Origin of the sequence: Sphingobacterium sp. FBM7-1, assembly GCF_020687765.1 — a bacterium.
Classification (GTDB): Bacteria; Bacteroidota; Bacteroidia; order Sphingobacteriales; family Sphingobacteriaceae; genus Sphingobacterium.
The window spans coordinates 19,668-38,675 of record NZ_JAJEWJ010000012.1; the positions used below are offsets into that span (position 1 = coordinate 19,668).

Sequence of the window (19,008 nt, forward strand, 5' to 3'; positions counted from 1 at the left end):
TGCGTAATAAAGCGATTAACAACGCTCCGCGGTTAGGCGGAGTTAAAGGACCTTATATTGTTTTGCGACCATTTTCCAGCAGCTATGCCGTTAAAAACAGCATGTTGTTTGAGCAAAGCGAGTTCCATGCTGTTTAGGCATAGACAATGGAAAATAGCAAAACCATATTCAGTCTTGATTTTTTGCCCCCTTTTTTATCAAGAAAAAAGGGGAATAAAAAGTATCTTTGTTAAATAATGGCAACTAAAAACATTCTGTAACTATGCGCGGTTTGGTAACAAAATCAACCGGAAGCTGGTATGTGGTAGAAGGCGAGAACGGCAAACGCATACCCTGCCGTATCCAAGGGAAGTTCCGGACCAAAGGCATCAAGGCTACCAACCCCATCGCCGTCGGCGACTGGGTGCGTTATGAGCACGAGCCTGACCAGGAAAGCGCCATTATTACCGCACTAGAGCCCCGTAAAAACTACATTATCCGCCGTTCCATCAACCTTTCGAAACAAGTCCAGATTATCGGGGCTAACCTCGATCAAGCCCTGTTGGTCGTTACCTTAGCATCGCCGCCCACTTCCTTTGGCTTTATCGACCGTTTTTTAGTTACAGCCGAAGCTTACGACATTCCGGCCGTACTCGTTTTCAATAAGCTAGACCTCTTCTCCGAAGACGGACTAGACATCCTGCGCGACTATATGGAGCTTTACGAGCAGATCGGTTACCCCTGTTACGCCGTTTCCGCACAAGATAAAACCAACCTGGCGGAGATCCGGCAGCTACTTCAGGATAAAACCACCCTGGTCTCCGGTCACTCCGGCGTCGGAAAATCCACCCTTATCAACGCAATCGAACCCACAGTCGCCCTCAAAACCGGCGAAATATCCGAATGGTCCGACAAAGGAAAACACACCACAACCTTTGCCGAAATGATCGATCTCTCCTTCGGCGGGAAACTAATCGATACCCCCGGTATTCGCGAGCTGGGCATTGTTGATATCGAACAAGGCGAACTCGCCCATTTCTTTCCAGAAATGCGTGCCCGTTTAAATGCCTGTCGCTTCCACAACTGCCGGCACATCAACGAGCCCGGATGCGTCGTTATCGATGCGGTCCAAAGCGGAGATATCCAATCCACCCGTTACGATAGCTACCTCAGCATATACAACAATCAGGACACCAGAAATTAGCCAGCGAGTTGTGTGCGGAGTGCATATAAAATAATATATTTACACAGAAGAACGTCACTAAACGTAACTATATGAAGCCCATCTGGAAATGGATCATCGGCACGCTGACCTTGCTGGTCATCGCTTTGGCAGGTATCTCCTGGTACCTTTCGCGTAACTGGAAGCCCCTTGTCGAAGAACAGCTACAAGAACTTATCAAAAGTTCAACCGATAGTCTGTACATGCTTACTTACGACGAGCTAGATATGGCTATCGCATTAGGAAACCTGACCTTAAAAAATGCCGTTCTAAGAGCCGATACACTCGTGTACGCCCATATGGAATCCGCCGAGACCGCGCCCGATAACCTCTATGACATCGAGGTCAAAGAACTAAAAGTAAAACGCTTCGGTATCCTGGACATTCTGCGTAACCGAACCCTAAACATCCAGTCTATCGCGCTCACCGATCCCCGCATTAAGTTAGCGACCAAGTACCACGCTTACAACGATACCCTGAGCACGCCCAAACCTAAAAAGAGCCTTTACGAAAGCGTCAAAAACGTATTTCACGCCATTCATATCGGGCAGGTAGATATCGAGAATGCAGCATTCCACTACAGCAAAGTCGGAAAAGACAAACAACAGACAGCTTTCGGTTTAGACAGCCTCCGGATACAGATCGCCGATATACAAGTCGATGAAAACAGCCACACCGACACCACGCGCCTCTATTACACCAAACGGATCGAAGCCTTTGTGCCCGGCTTTAAACACCCCTTGTCTACACCTTCCGGAGACTACACTGCCAACTTCGAAGCCCTACAAGTCAATACCGAGGCACAGACCGTCCTGCTTACCCGGGCCAGCTATAAACCTACGCTGGAAAAAGCCGCTTTTTACAAAAAATACCGCAAGAACTTCACCCGTACCGACCTCTATTTCGATACCCTTTACCTCGAGAAGCTCGATTTTAAAAAGCTGATCGAAAAACAGCAAACCGTCGCACAGCGCGCCTACGCCAAAAACGGGCATGTCAAACTATACGGCGACAAGCGCTTCCCCAAGCAGCCCGTCAACCAGATCGGCCGGGCACCCCATCAAAACCTGATGCGGGCCAAGAACATAATTCATATCGACAGCGTCTTTGTACAACAAGTCGACGTCGTGTACGGCGAAATGAGCCAGAAGTACGCCCGCGAAGGCGAGATCAGTTTCAACCGCGTCACCGGCTCGCTTACCAACGTTACCAACGATTCCCTGGCATTGGCCAAGAACCAGTATATGCAGGCCAACCTGTCCGCCCACATTATGAACAAAGGTCAGCTTCGTACCCAGTTCCGCTTTGATATGCTGAGTAAAAACGGCGCGCACAGCTATAACGGGACCCTCGGGCGGATGAATGCCTCCGAGTTTAACCGCATTCTGTTCCCGCTGCTCAATGTGGAAATCGCCTCCGGCAACATCCGCGGCATCCGCTTTAACGTCAGCGGAACCGACTACCGCAGCCGCGGCGACTTTCGGTTCGACTACGACAACCTCAAAATCTCCATCAAGGCAGATCCCAATGAAGGCAAGAGCCGATCGCTCAAAATAGTCTCGTTTCTCGTCAACCAGATCATCATCAACGACAGTAACCCCGATGCCAACGAAAAATACCATACCGGTAAAATCGACCGCCGGCGCGTTCCCGAACACACGTTCTTTAAAAATCTGTGGGAGAACCTGCTCGAAGGTATTAAACAAACCGCCGGCATCAGTAAAGAGCGGGAGCAGAAATGGAAAGAGCGGGCAGAAGTCACCAAAAATGCCGTAGAAGCAACCAAAGAAACCAGCCACAAAACAAAAGGCTTCTTTAGGGGGTTATTCAAAAAAGAAAAAGAATAATACACAACCCGCCTTAAGCACGAGAAGATAACCAGCATGGATGCAATCATTGGTTTTTTAAAATTTTTACTGAAATATCGAAACAAACTGGTGGATCGCACCATGTTCTACCTCAGCATGGTGTGCGCCGTCATGACCCTCGCGCATATTGGCTATATTACCGACAAACAGCTCGCCGAAACATCCGAGGATACCGTCGTCGGGATGTTCTACTTCCTGTTTGCGCTCGGCACAGTCCGCACCGTCGCCGCCATTCTAGCCCAGCGGAAGATCAACGTATCCCATATTTCCGGGCTGATTTTACTCGGTTACTTCCTGCTCATTAGCGTCTCCCGGCTAGCCGGCTGGGATTATTTCGCCAAAATGGAATGGGTATATCTCGGTATCGCATTGGTTTTCCTGTCCGAACTCTCCCGCAACAGCCTCTTCTTCGATAACTTCTATTTCAACCCCACCATCCTTTTTGTCATCAGCTTTTTGGCCCTTATCCTGCTCGGCACCATCCTGCTCATGCTCCCCCGCACCACCCTGCTGGCACCGCTGAGCTTTGTTGACGCCCTCTTTATGGCTACCAGTGCCGTTTGCATCACCGGCCTCACCGTCACCGATATCTCCACCAATTTCTCCCTGTTCGGGCAGAGCGTCATCCTGCTGCTTATCCAGATTGGAGGCTTAGGCATCATGACCTTTACCGGCTTTTTCGGCTACTTTTTTTCCGGAGGATTTTCCTATAAGAACCAGCTCATGTTCGGCGAAATACTAGGCGAGAACAAACTAAACTCCGTCATCTCCACCCTGCTTACCATCATCTTTATCACCCTCTTTTTCGAACTCATCGGTGGCATATTTATCTTTCTTTCCTTAGATGCCGCCCTGTTCAGCACCGTGAGCGAACGCATATTCTACGCCACCTTCCACGCCATCTCCTCCTTCTGTAACGCCGGCTTCACCATCCTGCACGAAGGCATCACGCCCGATACCTACCGGTTTAACTATGGCTTCCAGCTCGCCATCACCTGTTCGTTTATCCTCGGAGGGCTCGGTTTCGGTACCGTATACAATTTCTATACCTTCCTGCGGCAGAAAGCCAAGCAACTCGTGTATGCGCTGCTGTTGCGCAAGCCCTTTATCCATAAACCACGCGCCTTTACCTTCAATACCCGTTTTATCCTGCTGTGCAACGCCGTCGTATTAGTCGCGGCCACCGTCTCGTATTACCTGATGGAGCAGCAGCATACCCTAGCTAACGATACCTCGCCCGTCGGCGATTGGATCACCGCTTTCTTTATGGCCAATTCCGCCCGATCAGCCGGGTTTGACAGCGTAAACATCAATTTTGTCGCCACACCCACGCTGATTATGATGGTCACGTTGATGTGGATGGGCGCCTCCCCAGGATCTACCGGCGGCGGCGTCAAGGTCACCACCGTCGCGCTCGCCGTGCTCAATATCCTAGCCCTGGCCCGCGGCAAAGAATCCATCGAAATCTACAAACGCCGTATTGCCGTCGAGTCGGTCAACAAAGCCTTTGCCATCATCGTGCTTTCCGCACTCACCATCACCCTGAGCTTCGTGCTGCTAAACGTCAGCGACCCCCAGCAGGAGATGAAAGCCCTGCTGTTTGAAATCGTCTCCGCCTATTCCACCTGCGGGCTGAGTTTGGGGATCACCCCCTCCTTATCCGCCACAGGCAAGATTATTGTAGCCGCTACGATGTTTGTCGGTCGTGTCGGCACCCTCACCTTATTGGTGGCCTTTATTAAGAACACACGAAACAAAAGCTATATTTATCCAACGGAAAAAATACTGTTTTGATAAAAAACAAATAACACACCTATGAAGTACATCGTTTTAGGACTCGGACATTTCGGGAAATCACTCGCCATCCACCTCACAGAGCAGGGGCACGAAGTGATCGCCGTCGATAAAAAACTATCCATCGTTGAGCAGCTCAAAGACCGCATCACCCATACCGTCTGCATGGATACGACCGACCGCGATGCCATGACCTCGCTGCCGCTCAAAGATTCCCATGCCGTGATTGTCGCCATCGGCGAAGACGAAGGCGCCTCCCTGCTCACCACCGCCTTGCTCAAGCAGCTAAATGTCAAGCGGATCATTGGGCGCGTCGTGTCCGAGCTCCAGAAGAACGTCCTCGAAGCCATGCAGATCGAAGACTATATCATGCCCGAAGAAGAAGCCGCCGAGCGGTTAGCCATGCGGCTGGACAACGTCGATATTATCGATTCCTTCAAGATATCCGATCGGTATAGCATTGTCGAAACCCGCGTTCCCACAAAATACGTCGGGATGACCCTCAAAGAAGCCAACCTCACCAACCAGTACAAAGTGATCGTTTTAACCACGGTCAAGTCATACGAAGAAAAAGTAGGAGGGAAGACCGTCCAGCGCAACGAAGCATCCGGTATAGCCAGCTCCGAAACAAAACTGACCGAAGGCGATCTGCTCGTATTGTTCGGCGAACTCTCCAACATTCAGCGTTTAATACAAAAAACCGATTAATAGCCTGCGGATTCCAATTATTTATATATTTTTGGCGTTGATGTAAAAGAAGATAACCTTTAGAAGTCAAAATATATACATATGAAGCAGTGGTTTAAGGAGAACGCAACGCACTTTATCATTATCGCGATCTGTATCGCTTTAGTGTTTTTTTATTTCTCCCCCATTTTTGGAGGAAAAACCTTGGAGCAGTCCGATGTCGTTCAAGCAGTAAGCAGTCAAAAAGAGCTTTTTGACTACAAAGAAAAAGACGGCCAAGCGCCCAACTGGACCAACTCCATGTTTGGTGGTATGCCCACCTACCAGATCTGGTACGAGCATGCCCACAACGTCACGACCTATATCAACCGCGGCATCAGCAAAGTTTTTCCAGCCCCGACCGATATCGTGCTGCTTTATCTTTTAGGCGGCTATTTCCTGCTTTCGGTGCTGCGCATCAAACCCTGGCTTGCCGCCGTGGGCGCAGTAGCGCTCGCCTTTACCTCCTATAACTTTATATACATCGAGGCCGGACACCTCAATAAAGCATACGCCATTGCCTATCTAGCACCGATTATCGGTGCTATCCTCCTCTGCTACCGCGGGAGCCGGCTATGGGGTCCCGTACTGCTCACCCTGTTTCTTGCACTCGAGATCCGCGCCAACCACATCCAGATGACTTACTATTTGTTCATCGCCCTATTGGTGCTCGTCGCGTTCGAAGGCTATCACACCATCCGGACCAAGCAGTGGAAACCCTTTATACAAGCTTCCGTCCTACAGCTCGGTGCCGTAGTGATCGCCGTGCTGGTCAACGCCTCCGTCCTGTTTCCTACCTACGAATACTCGCAGCTCACTATCCGTGGCAAAGCCAATATCCAAAAAGTAGACGACAGCAGCAGCAGCCAGTCTGCCGGACTCGATAAGCAGTACGCCTACGAGTGGAGCCAAGGCGTAGGCGAAAACCTCACCTTCTTGATCCCGAACGCCTATGGCGGACGGAGCGGAGGCGTCTTAGACGGCAAGTCCGAAGTAGCCAAAACCATGACCGGCCTCGGCATCCCCGAAGCACAAGCTGCGCAGTTTGCCGCGCAGCTGCCCACCTATTGGGGCGAAAAAATGTTTACCTCCGGCCCCTGGTATTTTGGAGCCGCCATCATCTTTCTGTTTATACTCGGCTTAGTCGTCGTAAAAGATCGCATCAAATGGTGGATCCTTACCGCAACCATCCTCACGATATTACTGGCCTTCGGCCGTCACTTTCCGCTGGTTTCCGATCTGTTTTTCGATTACTTCCCGATGTACAACAAATTTCGGGCAGTCGAGTCGATCCTGATCATACCCGCCATCCTGATCCCCCTATTGGCGATCTTGGCCGTAAACGAAATACTCACCCGCGGCGAGCAGATTCCACGGCTCGACAAGAAAGCACTTTACACCTTCATCGGTGTCGGCGGCGTCTGTTTGCTAATCGCCTTGCTGCCCAGCCTGTTTCTAGATTTCAAGAACAGCCAGCACCAGCAGCTCGTCTCCTCGCTGGAGCAAGCCTTTGGCGACAAGCCCGCAGCCGGACAAGTAGCTAGCGCCTTGGTAAAAGACCGCGCGTCCCTGGCCAGCACCGATGCCTACCGTTCCTTCTTCATCGTCCTGATCGCTTTCGCACTCGTTTGGGGTTATATCAAGAAGAAAGTAAGCATGCCGCTCTTTATCGGTATCCTCGGTGTCGTTATCTTGGTCGATCTATGGTCGGTCGATAAACGCTACCTGAACGACGACTCCTTCGTCGACAAACGTGCGTCCAACAATCAGATCCCCGAGCGGGAAGTCGATCAACTCATCCGTATGGATAAAGACCTGAGTTACCGGGTTATCGATTTAACGACCAATCCATTTTCCGACGCCCGCGCATCCTTCTATCATAAAAACCTAGGAGGCTATCACGCGGCCAAACTGATGCGGTTCCAAGAGATACTCGAGCATCAATTCAACGGCGCGATGAACGAGGACGTACTCGATATGTTCAACGTCCGCTACCTGATCACGCAGAATCCCCAAAACGGAGCCGAGCAGATTAAGCGCAGGAGCACAGCAGCCGGCAACGCCTGGTTTGTAGACCGCGTTACCTTCGTCAATAGCAACGCTCAAGAAATGCAGGCCATCAGCGCCTTCGATGCGCAAAAAGAAGCCTTTGTGCACGAAGAGTTTAAAAACCAGTTGGATGTTTCCCGTATCGGGAATTCGCCCGACGCCGAGATCAAACTGGTATCCTACCATCCCGATACCCTGAAATACGAATATACGTCACCGAACGCCGCTTTTGCCGTGTTCTCCGAAGTATTTTACGACAAAGGTTGGAAAGCCTATATCGATGAGGAAGAAGTACCCATCATCCGCGCCGACTATATCCTCCGTGCCCTGCAAGTGCCCGGTGGGAACCATAGCATTACCTTTGTGTTTGCGCCCAAAACCATGCAAGTCAGTAATATCATTTCGCTTATTGCTTCCATCGTATTGGTGCTCGGCCTAGGCCTGGCCATTTGGCGTGGTAGGCGTAGCCGACCCGTGCAGGAGAAGCAAGGGTAGACTAAAAACGTTAGCATATAAAAGGTAATTTAATTAGATTTGCCCTATGGCAACATCGATACCTTTAGCAGAACGGATGCGACCGAAAGGTCTTGCAGATTATATCGGGCAACGGCACATCATCGGCGAAGGAGCCGTCCTTCGCAACGCAGTCGAGCAGAAAAACATCCCCTCCATGATCTTTTGGGGGCCGCCAGGTGTCGGAAAGACCAGCCTGGCGCTGCTTATCGCCCGCGAGCTGGGCCGCCCCTTCTTTTCGCTCAGCGCGATACAGTCAGGCGTCAAAGATATACGCGAAGTCATCGATAAAGCCGACAAATTATACCAGTTCAACCAAGAACAGCCCATTCTCTTCATCGATGAGATCCACCGGTTCTCCAAGTCGCAGCAAGACTCGTTACTCGGAGCAGTCGAACGAGGATTGGTGACCCTCATTGGCGCCACCACCGAAAACCCCTCGTTCGAAGTCATCTCCGCCCTGCTTTCCCGCTGCCAGGTATACGTATTAGAGCACCTCTCCGAACAGGAGCTTACCGCCATTTTGGAGCAGGCCATCGCCCGCGACAGCTACCTGCAAGAACATCCCGTACAGATCGAAGAATACGAAGCCCTGTTTCGCCTTTCCGGCGGTGACGCCCGCAAACTGCTCAATGTGTTTGAGCTCGTCGTGCACGCCGCCCACGCGCAGAAACAGCCCGTCACCAACACCTTCGTGCTCAAGCAGGTGCAGCAGAATATGGCCCTCTACGATAAAACCGGCGAACAACACTACGATATCATTTCCGCCTTCATCAAATCCATCCGCGGAAGCGACCCCAACGCGGCCGTCTATTGGCTCGCCCGCATGGTCGAAGGCGGCGAAGACCCATCCTTCATCGCCCGGCGATTACTTATACTCGCGTCCGAAGACATCGGCAACGCCAACCCAAACGCCCTGCTGCTCGCCAACAACTGCTTTGAAGCCGTCAACGTCATCGGCTGGCCCGAATCCCGCATCATCCTATCACAGACCGTCACCTACCTCGCCTCGTCCGCCAAGAGCAACGCCGCCTACGAAGCCATCAACAAAGCACAAGCCCTTGTCAGGCAAACCAGCGACCTGCCCGTACCCCTACACCTGCGGAATGCCCCCACCAAGCTCATGAAAGAACTCGATTACGGCACCGCCTATAAATACGCACACAGCTACCCCGGTAACTTCGTCGAACAAGAATTCCTACCCGACAAAATCAGCGGAACCCTGCTCTACGATCCGGGAGATAACCCTTCCGAAAATAAGATAAGGGAAGCGTTGCGCCAGAAATGGCGCAAGCGGTATTATTATTAATTTTTTTATGTTCTTTTTCCCCGCGAAAAAGAACCAAAAAGCTCACCACTTAAAAATTTTGAAAGAGAGGATCATGCAGGAATTAGAATTCTACATATCTCAAAATTTTTGATGTGGTGTTTGAAGGTTAATAGAGGTTGGTGCAATATCTAGGATTTATCGGTTTGCGATACTATTCACGGGGAACAAAGAGACCAATACCCCCCCCCCCCCCCGAAAAAAGAACCAAAACCGACCGGAGGGAGCTCATGAACACCAAAATAAACACGTGTCCCTAAAGCTCACCACTTAAAAATTTTGAAAGAGAGGATCGTACAATATCTTTATGTTCTTTTTTTAGAAAAAAGGAACAAAACCGAACGAAGTGAGCTCATGAACACCAAAATAAATACAGGTTCATAAAAAATCGTCGCTTAAAACCTTTGGCATTTAGGATAGTACTAAGGATGAATTTCTACATACCTCAAACATCCGGATGCCACATTCAATGTTAATAGAGGTTGGTGCAATATTTACGATTTATCGGTTTGGGATACTTATCCACGGACCACAATGAGTTCAACACCACCCAGCGATCAGGCGAGTTAAAACGGCCTTATATTGTTTTGCGGTCATTTTTCAGCAGGCAATTCCGTTAAGAACAGCATGTTGTTTGAGCGTAGCGAGTTCCATGCTGTTTAGGAATAGACGATGAAAAATAGCAAAACTATATTCAGCCTTGATTTTTTGTCCCCTTTTTTATCAAGAAAAAAGGGGAAGAAAATGGTTATCTTTGTAGTTTTAAAACAATAACGTATAAGGAATGACCTTTACCGCAATAGATTTTGAACTCGCTACCGCAGCTTATACCAGCGTGTGTGCAGTCGGTATTGTAAAGGTGGAAAACGGTCAGGTAGTCGATCAGTTCCACAGTCTAGTCCGCCCTCCCGAAAATAAATACATGTGGCAGACCACCCGCGTGCACGGCATTAAGCCGAAAGACACGCAGGCAGCGCCTACATTTTTAGAGCTATTCCCCACGATAGCGGGGTATCTCAAAGGCAGCCGCATGGTCGCACACAACGAGAAGTTTGACCGGGAAGTACTCATGAAAACTATGCGTATGTACCAGCTCGATTACCGAAGCCTCGAACTTTCGCCCAAATGGGAGTGCACCAGCGAAATCTATCGCAAAAGCGGATTTAAGCGCACCAAGCTGAGCATTTGCTGCCACATCATGGACATCGAGTTGCGCCACCACGATCCTCTTTCGGATGCCATGGCCAGCGCACAGCTATACCTTAAGCAAGATCAAATTACCCGTGCATTAATAGAAAAGCACTTTAAAACAGAAGAACAACCCGAGATTTAGTCATTATGGGAAAAATAGTAAACGTTATCCTGTCGGGCGGAGTAGGTTCCAGGCTATGGCCCCTATCCCGCAAGTCCAAACCCAAGCAATATTTGCCGATTTTTAATGAAAAATCCCTGTTTAAGCTCACCATCGAGCGTAACCAAGCCGTCTGCGATCACGTCGTATTGGTAGGCTCCGTGCAGAACATTGACTTGGCAAAAGAAGACTTAAGCAGCGTATCCCACGATATTCTGGTAGAAACCCTGCCACGCAACACCGCAGCAGCTATTGCCTTTGCGGCACTATCCCGGCAACCTGACGATATCCTAATCGTCACCCCGTCGGATCACCTTATCGAAGGCGACGAACAATATATGCAAGCCATCAAGCGCGGCATCGAGTTCGCCAAAGAAGGTAGCATCGTTACCTTCGGGATAAACCCTACGCGGCCCGAAACCGGATACGGATACATTGAATCCGAAGGCAATGACGTCCTGTCTTTCCGCGAAAAACCCAACTACGATACCGCCAAAGACTTTCTGAAAAGCGGTAACTTTCTGTGGAACTCTGGCATCTTCTGCTTCAAAGCCTCCTCCTATCTGCGCGAGCTAGAACGCTTTGATCCTAAGATATACACCGCCTCCAAAGCCGCTTATCAATCTGCCAAAGATGGCGTGCTTGACGAAGAAATGTCCCGTCGTATTCCCTCAAAAAGTGTAGACTACGCCATCATGGAACGTAGTGACAGCATCAAAGTGGTTCCCTCATTTTTCCATTGGTCCGATATGGGATCCTTCGATTCCCTTTACGACTATTTAACATCGAAAGGACACCCCGCCGATGAGCAAGGTAATATCGTTATCGGGGAGCAAAGCAAGCACACCGTTTTTCTCGGCGTGCAGAATTGTGTAGTGGTCAACACCGCCGATGCCGTATTGATTTTAGACAAAGCCTCCGCACAAGATGTTAAACACGTCTACGAGCAACTAGAAAAAGAAAATTCTCAATTAATTTAAATATTTTTAATTAATAGTAGCGTTTGCGCTCCATGCTTCGTTTTATTTTCGTAATATTGGCGAAATTATTGTACCGTACTATCGTACACCTGTAAAATAGACGGAGACCCTATGGGATAGTGATTAACAAAATTATTAATGATGTCTTTTTGGAAAAACTTATTCAAACGTACCCCTAAACAGCACGAATCTACCGGAAAGCTTGCATGGATCGGCATGGATATGCATAACCATATCTTACCAGGTATCGACGACGGCAGCCCCGACGTAGCACAGTCGCTACAGCTTATCCGCGGCCTGAAAGACCTGGGCATCCAGAAAGCTATTGCTACCCCACACGTGATGCACGGCGTGCACGACAACACCCCGGCAACCATTGCTGAGGCCTTCAATAAGCTCAAACAAGCAATTTCCGAGAGCGGAATGAAGTTCGATCTGCAATATTCCGCAGAATATATGATCGACGATCAGATCGCTACGCTGATACAAAACGACAACCTCTGTGCCTTGCCAAATAGACACCTTCTGATAGAAATGTCCTATTTAGCAGAATCCAAAGCACTCTTCCAAACAATCAAAGACATCCAAGAAAAAGGTTACCAACCCATCTTGGCCCATCCCGAACGGTATAACTATTATCACCAGAATTTCAAGATATACAAAGAGATTAAAGACGCCGGTTGCCTCTTGCAATTAAACCTGCTGTCCATCTCCCGCTATTACGGCGAACCCGTTAAATCTACAGCCCTAACCTTAATTAAATCAGGGATGTATGATTTAGTCGGAACCGATATGCACCATGCTAAGCACCTCCATGCCCTGAAAGCGGTAGCCACTAAATACGATATCTTCGACCTCCTAAAAGACAACCCCATCAAAAACGCAACAATATTTGAGGATAATCAAAAGCTTGCTATTTAGTTCTTTTTTTAGAAAAAAGAACAGAAAAAATCGTCACTTCGGATTGTTGAGATAAGGGATTGTACTAAGGATGAATTTCTACATACCTCAAAAATCCGTATGTGACCTTTTGCGTTAATTCTGGGACAGTGCATTGCCTGTCCAAAAGGAAGTTTTTTTTTATCCATTAGTGCTTATTTCCATTGTATGGAAGAGCACTTCGTGGTTCCCCGTGAAAAGAACCAAAACCGACCAACGGGAGCGCATGGATCCCAGAATAAACACGAATCCATAAACCTCGTGGCTTCGGATTTTTGAGATAAGGGATTGTGCACCTACTAAATAGGAATATAGGAGAATATAAGATAACACGGATGTAGACACCTAGGCACGCGGTACGCGGGCAAAAACGGCCTTGTACGTTTCTGCGGCCATTTTTCTGAAGGGAATTCCGTAAAAAACAGCATGCTGTCTGAGCAAAGCGAGTTGCATGCTGTTTTAGGAATGACCGAGGAAAAATAGCAGAAAAGTACACAGCCTTGACTTTTTTTGCTTCGTTTTTTGTGTCAAGACAAAAAATGAAGAAGAACTTTTATATTAGCAAGATGAAAAAAACCATTGTCATAACCGGCGGTGCCGGCTTCATCGGTTCACACGTGGTTCGCGAATTTGTCAACAAATACCCCGATTACCATATCATCAACTTAGATGCGCTGACGTATGCAGGCAATTTAGAGAATTTGAAGGACGTCAAAGATGCTCCGAACTATACCTTTATAAAAGCAGACATTACGCATGCAGCACATATGCTAGACATCTTTCGGGAATATCAACCCGACGGCGTCATCCATTTGGCGGCCGAGTCGCACGTCGACCGTTCCATTACGTCGCCGACCGATTTTGTCATGACCAACGTCGTGGGTACCGTCAACCTCCTGAACGCCGCACGTGAAACATGGCAAGGGCAGCTCGAGGGCAAGCGTTTCCATCACGTCTCTACCGACGAAGTGTACGGCACGCTGGGTGCGACCGGCCTCTTTACCGAAGACACCCCTTACGATCCACATTCGCCCTATTCCGCATCGAAGGCCTCGTCCGATCATTTCATACGCGCCTACCACGATACCTACGGGCTGCCGGTGGTCATTACCAACTGCTCCAACAACTACGGGCCCAACCACTTCCCCGAGAAGCTGATTCCGCTCTGTATCCTGAATATTCTGCACGGTAAACCCCTGCCAATCTACGGCGATGGGAAGTACACGCGCGACTGGCTGTATGTCGTCGATCATGCGCGCGCAATCGATCTGGTTTTCCACGAAGGAGAAAACGGCGAATCCTACAATATCGGCGGCTTCAACGAATGGCAAAACATAGACCTCGTCCGCGAGCTCTGCCGGCAGATGGACGAAAAGCTCGGTCAAGCCCCCGGCACCGCTGCGCAGCTGATCACCTACGTCAAAGACCGGCCCGGGCACGACTTGCGCTACGCCATTGACGCCACCAAAATCAATACCGAGCTGGGCTATGAGCCCTCCGTCACCTTCGAAGAAGGCCTTTCCCATACGATCGACTGGTTTCTCGAAAACCGAGAATGGCTGGAGCGCGTAAACTCCGGCGCCTATCAAGACTATTACCACGAACAGTATAAAGATAAATAAGCGATGAAGGTTACCGAAACAAAACTATCCGGTTGTTTTATCATCGAACCGACGAAGCTCGGCGATAGCCGCGGCTATTTCTTTGAAAGCTTCAACGAGCGGACTTTTCAGGAACAGACCGGGTCCACGGCGCGTTTTGTGCAAGACAACCAATCCTTTTCGACTAGGGGTGTCCTCCGCGGGCTACACGCCCAGCGCGGCGAATACGCCCAAGCGAAGCTCGTGCGTGTGCTGCAAGGAGCCGTGCTCGACGTTATGGTCGATGCCCGGCCCGAATCCCCGACCTTCGGGCAGTACGAAACCGTCGAGCTCAGCGCCGAGAACAACCTGCAAGCCTTTATACCCCGCGGATTTCTGCACGGCTTTGTCGTCCTGTCCGATACCGCCACCTTTTTCTACAAATGCGATAATTTTTACCATAAAGAAGCCGAGTGGGGTGTCCGTTACGACGATCCCACGCTGGCGATCAATTGGCAGCTCCCACAAGACCAGCTGCTGATATCCGATAAAGATCAGCTATTGCCCTTTTGGGATATATAATAAGCTCACAACCATGTCACAACGCATATTAATCACCGGCGCCGGCGGACAAGTCGGCACGGCGCTACAGCAGCAGCTCGAAAACGAAAACTTCGAGACCTTTTTTCTCGATAGGAAGCAGCTGCCCTTGGAGCAAACCCTGATCATCCAGGATATCCTCGGGATGTACCAGCCCGATATCATCCTCCATGCCGCTGCCTACACCGCGGTCGATAAAGCCGAAAGCGAACCCGAGCTCGCCAATGCCGTCAACCATCTGGCCAGCGAGGAGATCGCGCAATATTGCCGTATCCACGGTGTCAAGCTACTGGCCATCTCGACAGACTACGTGTTCGACGGGCAATCTAGCGAGCCGCTCACCGAAGAAGCCACGCCCGCACCACTGAACGTCTACGGACAAAGCAAGTGGAAAGGCGAGCAAGCCATACAGAAATGGGCGCCCGATAGCATTATTATCCGCACCTCCTGGGTCTACGGCGAGCAAGGCCACAACTTTGTAAACACGATGCAGCGGCTAATGCACGAACGCGAAACACTGTCTGTTGTCAATGACCAGATCGGATCACCCACCTACGCCGGCGACCTCGCCCGGGCGATCGTCACGATCCTGAAAGCAGACCGCTGGCAGCCCGGCATCTACCATTACGCTAACGAAGGCGAAGTGTCGTGGTACGACTTTGCAGTAGCCGTCCGGGAGCAGATCGGCGCCAGCTGCCAGATCAACGCTATCCCGACGAGCCAATACCCCACACCCGCCAAGCGGCCAAGCTATTCCCTGTTGGATAAAAGCAAGATAAAGCGTACATTTAACGTACGCGTGCCGTTTTGGTTAGATAGCCTAACGGAGATGCTCAACCCCAATCAAGCATAACGATGAAAGGCATTATACTCGCCGGCGGTTCCGGCACCCGTTTACACCCATTAACCCTTGCCGTATCCAAGCAGCTGATGCCCGTGTACGACAAGCCGATGATCTATTACCCGCTGTCTACCTTGATGCTGGCAGGTATCAGCGACATCCTGCTGATCTCCACGCCACAAGATCTGCCGAATTTCCAAAAGCTTCTGGGAGACGGATCGCAGATCGGTTGCCGGATCAGCTATAAAGAGCAGCCCAGCCCTGACGGGCTAGCCCAGGCCTTCATATTGGGAGAAGACTTTATCGGAGACGACAAGGTTGCGCTCATTCTGGGCGACAATATCTTCTACGGGTCCGGTATGTCCAAGCTGTTGCAAGGCAGTGCCGATCCAGAGGGCGGCGTCATCTTCGCCTACCCCGTGCAAGATCCCGAGCGGTACGGCGTCGTAGAGTTCAATGCCGCCAAAGAAGTCGTATCCATCGAGGAGAAACCCGCTGCCCCGAAGTCGCGCTATGCCATTCCCGGCCTCTACTTTTACGACAATGAGGTCGTCAATATCGCCAAAAACATCAAACCCTCCCTGCGTGGCGAACTCGAAATCACCGACATCAACAAAGAATACCTCCGCCGTGGCAAGCTAAAGGTCGGCGTGTTCGATCGAGGTACCGCCTGGCTCGATACCGGCACCATTGCATCCCTGATGCAGGCCGGTCAGTTTATCCAAGTCATCGAAGAGCGGCAAGGTATGAAGATCGGTGCCATCGAAGAAGTCGCCTACCGCATGGGCTATATCGATCGCGAGCAGCTCCTGCAGCTTGCCGAGCCGCTAGTCAAATCCGGTTATGGCGAGTACCTCAAGCGCGTCGTCCAAACTTTTTAATACAAGCGTTGTTCTTTATTAAAACGATTGTTATGAAATGTCCATGATTGTCAAACACAAACACCGGTGAATATAGTCTGGACATTCCATATAGCACTTAAAAGACAAATTGTATACATATGAAAAGATATTCACAGTTTTTACTCCTATCGCTCAGTTTGTTTCTGTTTAACAGCTGTGCGCTCATCGAAGGCGTCTTTAAAGCTGGCGTCTGGGTCGGTATCCTTATCGTAGTAGCCATTATCGCTGCGGTGATCTGGCTGATTTCGAAAGTTACCGGCGGCAGCAGGTAATAGCGCGGTTATAAGCGGTAATAATTTGCAGATGAATTTTCTGAAGTGTAAATTAACTTACTCAAAAAATACCCAATAGTGGGTATTTTTTTTGCACAAAGGCTCGTATATTAGTGGCGCCGCAAAGAAGGTAGGCGTTTCCGCTGGAGTAAAAATGTCGCCTTGATTGGTCACAACGGACTATCTTGCGGCGGTACAAGGCAGCTTCGCGCAAGATCATGCGTTTTACCATGTCAACACGATCAAATACTACGACGAAGTAGAGCCGCGGACCAAAGAAGAGAAAGTAACCCAATAAATCTAACCGGTGAAAGCTATAGAATGCAGAATAGAAAAACGTTCTTGGACAAGTAAAATTTATAGCATACTTTTGGGATGGATTGTGTATTTGTTAGTGCCAAAAATGCTGTACTCCAAGTTGCCAATTATGCTGCATTCTTATTTACCATTTACAAATAGCGTTTTTAGAGCCGTGGTATCCCATCGAGCTTACCGTTACGCCATTACCACAGTATGCTGTCCATAAGGACGTATCCGCCCTATCAAGAGACACAGTTTATTTTACACTCCCACACAGTTTATTTTACACTCCCTAATAGCCGGCGAGTACCCGCTATTTTCTGTTTAATAATATTCCTCGTCCTCTTCTGGCACCGGCATTTTAAAATGTATTACATTCTTATTTCTCGAACCAATTTTCAATTTTTAGATTCTTTATATATCTAAAATCTTTCACATTATCTGTTACCAGCGTTAAATTATTAGCTAGGCAGTTACCTAGAGATTTAAATCTTTCTCTCTAAACTTTCTACTTCCTTTAATTTCGTTGATAATCTCCTCTGCGGGCTTGTCGGATGCAAAAGCACCAAAAGACCGCTCAAATGCGTTTTGCTTCCCTTTCTGGGAGCAATCCCCCAACTTCGCCCAATTTATTCGGGTACGCTATTCCGCCGACCAGCTTGCTATCGCTGGTTAAAAATGCCTTTAAACATGGTGATCTGCAGGATCAGCGATATCCCCTGGAAATATGCCTGGAGGTAACGAACAACCAGTTATCGGTGACGGTAAAAAATCAGAAACGCGGCGAGGCGGCGCTAGCATCGCATGGATATGGGCTGCGCAACTTGAGGCGGCGTCTGGAAATCGTGTACGGTGACCGGGCTGCCCTAGCGATCGAGGAAACGGAAACGGTATTTAAAGTAACCATCAATATTAATTTCTAATCTTTTAAACAATCAGCTTATGAACAAATGGAGAGGCGTGATCATAGACGATCAGCAGTCGGCTATTGATCACATTATGGAGGAAGTCAAAGACCTGCCTTTTGTGGAAATCATCGGAACCTTTACAAACCACAGAGCCGGCGCACAGTTCTTACACGTTAACCCGGTAGATTTTATCATCCTGGACGTGGAATTGGAGAATACCAATGCGTTCCGTTTTCTGGCCAGTCTATCGAACCCGAAGATTCCGACCATCCTGTACACGGGCTACGATAAGTATGAAGACGAAGGCTATGACCGTGCTTTTGTGGATGTGTTGTTAAAGCCGGTGAGTAGGAGCCGGCTATTGGGTGCGCTCAGGAGGTTGGACACGGAGTTAAAGGCCTTGCTGCCGGTGACGGATAATGCGCTGGAAGGGTATTATGAATATTTTCAGGTCAAGGGTCCGGTGCGTTTCCAGCGGCAAATCGTGTGGTTTAAAGATCTGGTGTATGCGGATATGCAAAACGGTAAATTATATCTGCATTTGCAGGACGGGACGAGTTTGGAGACGAATTCAACATTCGGGCGGATCATGGAGCTGCTACCCACTAAGTGGTTTATGGAGTGCGCTAAGGGAGTGGTGTTCAATATTAATTTTTACAAAGGTGTGCTGGACGGCGCAGTCGTGCTAACCGCCATGAAGAAAGGTGGACAGGATAACTTAACGCTCCCGAGGGGCAACCGGCAGGCGTTTCCCGATTTCTTTGCTTTTGTGGATAGTAACATATTATAATAACTTAAATAAATTAACGGTATGAAAAACGGTAAATGTGTACAGTGTGCAGTGATGCTGTCTATTT

17 protein-coding genes are annotated in these 19,008 nt (G+C 49.3%); all 17 read left to right on the forward strand.

What is annotated here, in order from left to right; all coding sequences use genetic code 11:
• The first annotated feature begins 262 nt into the window (after positions 1 to 262).
• The 17 genes from rsgA to LKO28_RS15120 all read left to right on the forward strand — a co-directional run bounded on the left by rsgA (position 263) and on the right by LKO28_RS15120 (position 18,941).
• Positions 263 to 1,183, forward strand: a complete 921-nt coding sequence (gene rsgA, locus LKO28_RS15045) for a ribosome small subunit-dependent GTPase A (protein ID WP_227695858.1) — start codon at positions 263 to 265, stop codon at positions 1,181 to 1,183.
• 71 nt (positions 1,184 to 1,254) lie between these two features.
• Positions 1,255 to 3,048: a hypothetical protein gene (locus LKO28_RS15050; protein WP_227695859.1), complete on the forward strand. Its 1,794-nt coding sequence runs from the start codon at positions 1,255 to 1,257 to the stop codon at positions 3,046 to 3,048.
• 36 nt (positions 3,049 to 3,084) lie between these two features.
• Entirely contained in the window at positions 3,085 to 4,863 is a 1,779-nt protein-coding gene (locus LKO28_RS15055; protein WP_227695860.1) for a TrkH family potassium uptake protein, read from the forward strand.
• A 21-nt stretch (positions 4,864 to 4,884) separates the two neighbouring features.
• Complete coding sequence (locus LKO28_RS15060; RefSeq protein ID WP_227695861.1) at positions 4,885 to 5,571, forward strand: potassium channel family protein; 687 nt, start codon at positions 4,885 to 4,887, stop codon at positions 5,569 to 5,571.
• Positions 5,572 to 5,652: 81 nt separating this feature from the next.
• Entirely contained in the window at positions 5,653 to 8,133 is a 2,481-nt protein-coding gene (locus tag LKO28_RS15065; RefSeq protein ID WP_227695862.1) for a YfhO family protein, read from the forward strand.
• Positions 8,134 to 8,179: 46 nt separating this feature from the next.
• Positions 8,180 to 9,460, forward strand: a complete 1,281-nt coding sequence (locus LKO28_RS15070) for a replication-associated recombination protein A (protein WP_227695863.1) — start codon at positions 8,180 to 8,182, stop codon at positions 9,458 to 9,460.
• 802 nt (positions 9,461 to 10,262) lie between these two features.
• Positions 10,263 to 10,811 carry a 3'-5' exonuclease gene (locus tag LKO28_RS15075; protein ID WP_227695864.1) on the forward strand — a complete coding sequence of 183 codons (549 nt, stop codon included), beginning with the start codon at positions 10,263 to 10,265 and terminating at the stop codon, positions 10,809 to 10,811.
• Positions 10,812 to 10,816: 5 nt separating this feature from the next.
• Positions 10,817 to 11,809, forward strand: coding sequence for a mannose-1-phosphate guanylyltransferase (locus tag LKO28_RS15080; RefSeq protein WP_227695866.1), 993 nt, complete (start codon positions 10,817 to 10,819; stop codon positions 11,807 to 11,809).
• 138 nt (positions 11,810 to 11,947) lie between these two features.
• A complete protein-coding gene (locus LKO28_RS15085; RefSeq protein WP_227695867.1) occupies positions 11,948 to 12,730 on the forward strand; it encodes a tyrosine-protein phosphatase in 783 nt (260 codons plus the stop codon).
• Between the two features lie 584 nt (positions 12,731 to 13,314).
• Positions 13,315 to 14,370, forward strand: coding sequence for a dTDP-glucose 4,6-dehydratase (gene rfbB / locus LKO28_RS15090; RefSeq protein WP_227695880.1), 1,056 nt, complete (start codon positions 13,315 to 13,317; stop codon positions 14,368 to 14,370).
• A gap of 3 nt (positions 14,371 to 14,373) precedes the next feature.
• The gene (rfbC, locus tag LKO28_RS15095) at positions 14,374 to 14,910 is read left to right on the forward strand and encodes a dTDP-4-dehydrorhamnose 3,5-epimerase (protein WP_227695868.1); all 537 of its coding nucleotides are present in this window, start codon (positions 14,374 to 14,376) and stop codon (positions 14,908 to 14,910) included.
• A gap of 13 nt (positions 14,911 to 14,923) precedes the next feature.
• Positions 14,924 to 15,781 carry a dTDP-4-dehydrorhamnose reductase gene (gene rfbD, locus LKO28_RS15100; RefSeq protein WP_227695869.1) on the forward strand — a complete coding sequence of 286 codons (858 nt, stop codon included), beginning with the start codon at positions 14,924 to 14,926 and terminating at the stop codon, positions 15,779 to 15,781.
• 2 nt (positions 15,782 to 15,783) lie between these two features.
• A complete protein-coding gene (gene rfbA, locus LKO28_RS15105) occupies positions 15,784 to 16,650 on the forward strand; it encodes a glucose-1-phosphate thymidylyltransferase RfbA (RefSeq protein WP_227695870.1) in 867 nt (288 codons plus the stop codon).
• Positions 16,651 to 16,769: 119 nt separating this feature from the next.
• Positions 16,770 to 16,943, forward strand: a complete 174-nt coding sequence (locus tag LKO28_RS15110) for a hypothetical protein (protein WP_227695871.1) — start codon at positions 16,770 to 16,772, stop codon at positions 16,941 to 16,943.
• Positions 16,944 to 17,109: 166 nt separating this feature from the next.
• Positions 17,110 to 17,241: a hypothetical protein gene (locus LKO28_RS15490; RefSeq protein ID WP_262906135.1), complete on the forward strand. Its 132-nt coding sequence runs from the start codon at positions 17,110 to 17,112 to the stop codon at positions 17,239 to 17,241.
• A gap of 556 nt (positions 17,242 to 17,797) precedes the next feature.
• Positions 17,798 to 18,166 carry a hypothetical protein gene (locus tag LKO28_RS15115; protein WP_227695873.1) on the forward strand — a complete coding sequence of 123 codons (369 nt, stop codon included), beginning with the start codon at positions 17,798 to 17,800 and terminating at the stop codon, positions 18,164 to 18,166.
• A 19-nt stretch (positions 18,167 to 18,185) separates the two neighbouring features.
• Positions 18,186 to 18,941: a LytR/AlgR family response regulator transcription factor gene (locus LKO28_RS15120; protein ID WP_227695875.1), complete on the forward strand. Its 756-nt coding sequence runs from the start codon at positions 18,186 to 18,188 to the stop codon at positions 18,939 to 18,941.
• The last annotated feature ends 67 nt before the right edge of the window (positions 18,942 to 19,008 follow it).

Excerpts from the sequence above, each read along its gene's own strand:
- rsgA (WP_227695858.1), top strand. The coding sequence starts at position 263 with ATGCGCGGTTTGGTAACAAAATCAACCGGAAGCTGGTATGTGGTAGAA.
- LKO28_RS15050 (WP_227695859.1), top strand. The coding sequence starts at position 1,255 with ATGAAGCCCATCTGGAAATGGATCATCGGCACGCTGACCTTGCTGGTC.
- LKO28_RS15055 (WP_227695860.1), top strand. The coding sequence starts at position 3,085 with ATGGATGCAATCATTGGTTTTTTAAAATTTTTACTGAAATATCGAAAC.
- LKO28_RS15060 (WP_227695861.1), top strand. The coding sequence starts at position 4,885 with ATGAAGTACATCGTTTTAGGACTCGGACATTTCGGGAAATCACTCGCC.
- LKO28_RS15065 (WP_227695862.1), top strand. The coding sequence starts at position 5,653 with ATGAAGCAGTGGTTTAAGGAGAACGCAACGCACTTTATCATTATCGCG.
- LKO28_RS15070 (WP_227695863.1), top strand. The coding sequence starts at position 8,180 with ATGGCAACATCGATACCTTTAGCAGAACGGATGCGACCGAAAGGTCTT.
- LKO28_RS15075 (WP_227695864.1), top strand. The coding sequence starts at position 10,263 with ATGACCTTTACCGCAATAGATTTTGAACTCGCTACCGCAGCTTATACC.
- LKO28_RS15080 (WP_227695866.1), top strand. The coding sequence starts at position 10,817 with ATGGGAAAAATAGTAAACGTTATCCTGTCGGGCGGAGTAGGTTCCAGG.
- LKO28_RS15085 (WP_227695867.1), top strand. The coding sequence starts at position 11,948 with ATGATGTCTTTTTGGAAAAACTTATTCAAACGTACCCCTAAACAGCAC.
- rfbB (WP_227695880.1), top strand. The coding sequence starts at position 13,315 with ATGAAAAAAACCATTGTCATAACCGGCGGTGCCGGCTTCATCGGTTCA.
- rfbC (WP_227695868.1), top strand. The coding sequence starts at position 14,374 with ATGAAGGTTACCGAAACAAAACTATCCGGTTGTTTTATCATCGAACCG.
- rfbD (WP_227695869.1), top strand. The coding sequence starts at position 14,924 with ATGTCACAACGCATATTAATCACCGGCGCCGGCGGACAAGTCGGCACG.
- rfbA (WP_227695870.1), top strand. The coding sequence starts at position 15,784 with ATGAAAGGCATTATACTCGCCGGCGGTTCCGGCACCCGTTTACACCCA.
- LKO28_RS15110 (WP_227695871.1), top strand. The coding sequence starts at position 16,770 with ATGAAAAGATATTCACAGTTTTTACTCCTATCGCTCAGTTTGTTTCTG.
- LKO28_RS15115 (WP_227695873.1), top strand. The coding sequence starts at position 17,798 with ATGCAAAAGCACCAAAAGACCGCTCAAATGCGTTTTGCTTCCCTTTCT.
- LKO28_RS15120 (WP_227695875.1), top strand. The coding sequence starts at position 18,186 with ATGAACAAATGGAGAGGCGTGATCATAGACGATCAGCAGTCGGCTATT.